A 6,000-nucleotide genomic window follows, 5' to 3' on the forward strand; every position below is an offset into this window, starting at 1 on the left:
GCACGAATGCTTGGAACTACACGTGTCACTCTCAGGCCTGCGATTCCCTTCGCGAGTCGTTGCTTGTGGGAAGGCGAGATTCGTCGTCAGCTTGAAGAAACAAGCATCGCCAACGCAATGATCCGCGTATCGTTGCGGCGTTGGCAAGGATCCTCCCTAAGTGGGGGGGGTAGTCCAGTCCAGGTCTTCGGCAATGTAGGCGCAAGAAGCTGGCGCCGCCGCGAACGCGAGCCATGCCCTTCCTGCAGGGTGTCCAAGCGGAGTTGCGTGCGGCGGGTATGCAGTACCTGTCCGTCCAGATTCCAGTGATGCTGGCGCTCGCCCTGCATAGCGCGGGGCAGCATGCGGAGGCCGTGCAGGCCATGCGCGCCGCGCTCGCGTATGGCCAGAAGGGGCTGGGTAACCAGAATATGACCGGCGTGGTGTAGTTGTTCACGGGGCCCTGAGTGGCGCTACGCGCCAGCTCGTGCATGACCCCGAGTATCGGCGCTGGTCTCGAACAGCAGGTCTCGCAGCCAACGATGCGCAGCGTCGCGATGCGTGCGTTCGTGCCAGGCGGCGGTTCTGGGTAAAGCCGGGGATTTCGATCGGCGGTTCGAACACAGTCAATCCCGCCATGCCTGCAACTCGTAGCCCAGCTCCAACCCCGTCAGCTATGCCCGGAATGATCTCGAGAACTGATCCAGGTGCCGTTCCGAATCCCCGCCCTCGGTGTCGCGGAAACAAGGGGCGCGCCTTGACTTGGAACTTCTGCTTGATTCCCTCTCCTAATGTACAATTGAAATGTACACATCAAGCAAGGAGCACCTTTCCATGCAGACTATCCCGTTCTCTGAGGCAAGAGCGCATCTCGCCGATGCGCTCCGCGGAGTGGAAGTGGCACAAGAGCCCCTGGTGATCTCCCGGCGCGGGCAGGCTGCCGGCGTCTTGATGTCGTGGTCACAATATCGGCAGCTGGTTGGGTCTTCCTCTGGCTTTTCTGCGCGTTTGACCGAGTGGCGCCAAAGACATGTGACAGGGGAGGATGAGACCGATCCCTTCGCGCAATTACGTCAACCCGATGGGGGAAGAGAATTCTCATGGTGAGCGCCGTGAGCTGGTTGCTGGACATCAACATTGTTTCAGAGGCCATGCGGCCGAGACCAGACGTCGCGGTAATGGAAAATTTGGCCCGCTACGAGGGGGAGCTAGCCATTTCAGCCCCGGTCTGGCACGAGCTCCGTTTTGGTTGGTTGCGCATGCCGGATGACCAACGGAAGGACGCTATTGGCCGTTTTGTGCAAGATGTCGTGGGCACTTTGCCAGTCTTGCCTTATGACGCTGCCGCAGCGCGGATCCACGCAGAGCTGCGCCAGTCGCGCGAGCGGGCTGGATTCACATTGCCATTCGTGGATGGGCAGATTGCATCGGTTGCGATAGCGCACGGGCTAACCCTGGTGACGCGTAATACGAAGGATTTTGCGGAGTTGGCTGGTTTGCGGCTGGCGAACTGGTTCGGCCTCTGAATGCCGCTACGCGTCGATTTGCATCCCGTCGGCTAACGGGAGCGTCACCGATCGGCCTGTTTACTCCAAGCTGCCTTACAGAACACAGATCGCACGCGCCACTTAAAGTGTTCCCTTCGGTCTGTACAAATTTGCTCCCGCTGGTCGCCCGCCGGCTATGCGATGCAGGGCGACGGTAACAATTTTCCTTAAAGAGCAGCGCTCCTTTAAAAGCGCCATGCAAGGCACTTCCGCGCAAGCTAACGTATCTTCTAAGGCGCAAACGAAGATGTCGTGCAGGAACTGCTGACGGCGAATCCGGATATCGAGGTGCGGCATCTGTCCAGCATGGGGGCGAGCGTTCATTCAGTTCAAGGTTGGTGATCGCTGCTTCCTCTGCCATGGCGAACGTTGCCCACACGAAACAATTGTAATTGTTTGTCAGTTCCGCGTGCCGCACCCCGCTTTGACGACAGAAGCGTCCTTGCGCTTTGGTACGATCCCGCTCTTTCCGCCAGCGCCCCCCCACCGTGAATCGCCGATATGCATCGTTGTTTCGTGAGCATTGCGCACGGTGGCTCGCCCGCGTCCAACCGCTGGCAGCCGCCGGCAGCACGAGAACCAGACGCGTTTTCAACAGCGCGCTGCGCCGCCTTCGCCACCCCACGCGACGCGGCATCGCGCTGATGCTCGCCGCATTGCCGGCGCTCTTCGTGCTGTATGGGCTTGCGCTCGTGCCGTTTACGCCCAGCATCAACGACATCCGCAAAGCCCGGGTCGATCGGCCAGCGTTGATCGTGTCGGCCGACGGCAAACTGCTCGACGAGTTCAAGCCGGTCAACCGCAAGTGGGTGCCGCTCAAGCAGATCTCGCCGTACATGGTAGACGCGTTGATCGCGACCGAAGACCGCCGCTTCTACGAGCATCCTGGCATCGACTGGAAGCGCACCGCGTCGGCCGCGCTGCATACGTTCTCCGGCGACCGGCAAGGTGGCTCGACGATTACGCAGCAGCTGGCGCGCAACCTGTATCCCGACGAGATCGGCCGCGCACCAACCCTCACGCGCAAGCTCAGGGAAGCCATCACGGCCTTCAAGATCGAAGCCGTGTACAGCAAGGATCAGATCCTCGAGACGTACCTGAACACGGTGCCGTTCCTGTACAACGCCTACGGCGTGGAAATGGCCGCACGCACCTACTTCGGCAAATCGGCCAGCCAGCTCAACGTTCTTGAAAGCGCAACGCTCGTCGGCATGCTCAAGGCCAACAGCACTTACAACCCTGTGCTCAATCCCGAGCGTGCATTGCAGCGGCGGAACACGGTGCTCGGGCAGATGAACAAGTACGGGAAGCTCAAGCCCGATGCCTACACTTGGTTGAAGCGACAACCGCTCAACGTCAATTTCGAGTTGCAGACTGCGCCGCCGGGCGCCGCGCCGCATTTTTCGGCGCAATTGCGCAAGTGGCTGAGCGCCTGGGCCGATCGCAACGGCTACAACATCTATGCCGACGGGCTGGTCGTGCGCACGACGATCGATTCGCGTCTGCAGACCATGGCAGCGCAGGCGATGGACTGGCAGACGAACCAGTTGCAATGGATCGCGAACGGCGCATGGAACGAACGCACGGGCTGCCGGCCGGGCAGCGACCTGTTCCGGGCATTCATCCGGCAGACGCCCGACTACCGCGCCGCGCGCGATGCTGGTCAATCGGATCAGACCGCGCTCGCGAAGCTTGGAACGAACCCCACGTTCGTCCGTGCGCTCTGCCGGAGCAAGACGCAGATCCAGGCGGGTTTTGTCGCGATCGATCCGCGCAACGGCGATATCAAGGCATGGGTCGGCAGCCGCGACTTCAGTGACGAACCGTTCGATCACGTGCAGCAGGCCCGGCGTCAGCCGGGTTCCACGTTCAAGCCGTTCGTCTACGGCGCGGCCTTCGCGGACGGCGCGCGGCCGAGCGATACGATCGTAGACCGGGACGTCGCCATTGCGCTGACCGGCGATGCGATCTGGCGGCCTACCGACGCGGAACCGCCCACCGGCCGGCCGATGACGCTGCGCGACGCGCTTGTGTATTCGCGCAACCGCGTCACCGCTCAGCTCATGCAAAAGGAACGGCCCGAGAAGGTCGCACGGCTAGCGCACGCGATGGGTGTGCGCACAAGTCCGCTCGAAGCGGTGCCGTCGCTCGCGCTCGGCACGAGCCCGGTCACGCTCAAGGAAATGGTGTCGGCGTACAGCACGATCGCGAACCGCGGTGCCTATATCGAACCGCGCATGGTCACGCGCATCGAGGATCACGACCACAAAGTGCTCGCCACATTCGCGAGCACATCGCCGGAACAGGCGCTGCCAGCCGGTGCAGCGCAAACGCTAGTCGACGTGATGCGCGATGTCGTTAGCCGGGGCACCGGCGCGGACATCCGGACGCGCTTCAGGATTCGCGCCGACGTGGCCGGCAAGACGGGCACGACGCAGGACAACGCGGATAGCTGGTTCATCCTGATGCATCCGCAACTGGTCGCGGGCGCGTGGGTGGGTTTCGACGATGGACGTGTGACGCTCGGAAACTATTGGGGCGAGGGCGCGCACAGCGCCCTGCCGATGGTGGGCGCGTTCTACGACATGGCGCTGCGCGCGCGAGTGATCGATCCGGATGCGCAGCTCGGCCCCGAGACCCGGCCTCCTCGCACGGTTCATAAGCCACGGCATCGACAGTTCCTCTTCTGGAGGTTCTGATGCTATCGCCGGCGGACGAGACATTCGCATTCGCCAGATCCGCCGACGTCGCATCGCAATCGAGCCGGCCGACAGTAGAGCACTGACAACTGCCAAACCTTACTCTGGCTTCGGTCTCGGCATGCTGGAGAACCCGACGCGCTTGTGCGAACCGTCGCAAAACGGTTTGTTCTCGGAATGCCCGCAGCGGCACAGCCAAACCTGCTCGCCCTCGAAGACGAATGGCTCGCCTGTCGGAGTCACGATCTTGACAGGGCCCTTGATACGCAAGGGCCCATTATCCTGCACGGTAACGGTAACGACTGTGTCCTCACTCATGACGCACTCCACTTTTGGCAACCTTGGCACCTGAAGTTCATGGTAGGAAGCCGCCGGCCCCTTGCGCAAGGCGTGGCATGAGCCTGACGGTGCAAAATTCGAGGAATTCCCTGTGGCGTTGTCCGTTGTCTATGTGGGGTAGCCGTACTATTGGAGCGAAATCAGGCGGTAGCCGGCCGGAGAGTCACTTGCAGCGAGGCTTCGTGGCCTGTCTTCCACGGCAGAGCGGGTGTGCCTCGACTATCGGCGAGGGTGGCGACGTGCTGGCGGTAGATCGTTTCGGTGCGTCGACGCCCGGTGAGGTGATGCTGCGCGAATACGGCTTTACCGCCGAGAACGTCTGCCGGCACGCTCTCACGCTACTTCATCGATAGGAAGCGCGTCGGGCGTCGCAATCGGGAGGGCGGCGTTTGCCAGGCCGGAAAGTGCCAAGCGCGCTCCGCTTGGCCTTCGGCACAAGCTGACGGACGCATTACCGAATGCGGCGCACGGCTTCAAGCATGTAATGCCCCTGACTTGTCAGGCGGGGGTAGGCATCGCCGCTATCATGACCACGCTCCAACGTGACCAGCTTGTGAGCCAATAAGGTGTCCAATTGCTCGGGCTCGAGGTCGTCGATCTCCTGCGTGTCGCCAAGCAGCAGCAGCGCGGCGATTTCATGCGGGCTTAGCATATCGGCCTCCTTTGTCGTGGCTGGAAAAACGAACTACGACTGCTGCCCCGAGCTCGATTCCACAGTGGATGGTGGCGACGGCAGTGGGTGCGTATCGGTGCGAGGAGCGTTCGGTGCGCTGGGAGCGCGCGCCGAACGGACACAATAAACGTCTTCGTCGCCGGCATCAAGTCAGATATATGCGGCACTGCCGCAGAGTGAAGCAGCGCCAAAGTATCGAAAGGTGGTTGATGCGAGCACGCGGTTTGACATCCCCCCCCTCCCTCAGCCTAGAACGTGACCCATTTGCCGTCGCTCACACAGCGGGCCCCAGGGAAGACCCCATCATGTCCATTCGGACCGTCTAGTGGAAAGGGTGCGCGGGGCGTGGCCCAGAAATGGCCGCTCGTTAGAGGCTCAATCGCCTTTGGGGACATTTTCACAAGTTGCCGGGCGAAATGACGGCGAGATGCCGGCCATCATCGGAATCGCCCCTTTCGGGAAAGAACGCCTCGATACCGGAGTGTGGGGCCTGCATCTTACCGAAGCGAAATATCCGGTGGACGAACGATCGTGCCAATCCATTGTTTCAGAGGCCGCGATTCGAGGGCGACGTAAAAGCTAGGGCTGCAGAACAATTCATGCCGCCGATGGGACCTAGTACAACATCCCGTAAATAGCTTGAATAAATAATCGCCTCGGATATCATGGCGGGATGAGTCGAGGCCGCCATGCAACGCCAGTGAAGTTGGCGAAGAAAGAAAGACAGGAACTGTTATCGCTGATCGAGCGCAAGACGGCGCCG

The 6,000-nt window shown here is 61.4% G+C and carries 6 protein-coding genes; 4 read left to right on the forward strand and 2 right to left on the reverse strand.

Annotated elements, in window-relative coordinates:
• Window positions 1-233 precede the first annotated feature (233 nt).
• From AB4Z48_RS35580 to AB4Z48_RS35595, 4 genes are all read left to right on the forward strand, one after another.
• Window positions 234-428, forward strand: coding sequence for a hypothetical protein (locus AB4Z48_RS35580; RefSeq protein ID WP_441622778.1), 195 nt, complete (start codon window positions 234-236; stop codon window positions 426-428).
• A 385-nt stretch (window positions 429-813) separates the two neighbouring features.
• A complete protein-coding gene (locus tag AB4Z48_RS35585) occupies window positions 814-1,086 on the forward strand; it encodes a type II toxin-antitoxin system Phd/YefM family antitoxin (RefSeq protein ID WP_441622780.1) in 273 nt (90 codons plus the stop codon).
• A complete protein-coding gene (locus tag AB4Z48_RS35590) occupies window positions 1,080-1,505 on the forward strand; it encodes a type II toxin-antitoxin system VapC family toxin (protein ID WP_441622782.1) in 426 nt (141 codons plus the stop codon). The genes AB4Z48_RS35585 and AB4Z48_RS35590 overlap by 7 nt, the downstream gene beginning before the upstream one ends.
• 530 nt (window positions 1,506-2,035) lie before the next feature.
• Window positions 2,036-4,225, forward strand: a complete 2,190-nt coding sequence (locus AB4Z48_RS35595) for a penicillin-binding protein 1A (RefSeq protein ID WP_441622784.1) — start codon at window positions 2,036-2,038, stop codon at window positions 4,223-4,225.
• Window positions 4,226-4,324: 99 nt separating this feature from the next.
• Here the strand turns inward: AB4Z48_RS35595 and AB4Z48_RS35600 are convergent, their stop codons facing one another.
• Window positions 4,325-4,543 (reverse strand): CDGSH iron-sulfur domain-containing protein, encoded by a 219-nt coding sequence (locus tag AB4Z48_RS35600; protein ID WP_441622786.1) that lies wholly within the window; start codon window positions 4,541-4,543, stop codon window positions 4,325-4,327.
• 472 nt (window positions 4,544-5,015) lie between these two features.
• Window positions 5,016-5,216: a hypothetical protein gene (locus tag AB4Z48_RS35605; protein ID WP_441622788.1), complete on the reverse strand. Its 201-nt coding sequence runs from the start codon at window positions 5,214-5,216 to the stop codon at window positions 5,016-5,018.
• Window positions 5,217-6,000: the final 784 nt, after the last annotated feature.

It is taken from the genome of Cupriavidus sp. 2TAF22 (assembly GCF_052115045.1).
Lineage (GTDB): Bacteria > Pseudomonadota > Gammaproteobacteria > Burkholderiales > Burkholderiaceae > Cupriavidus.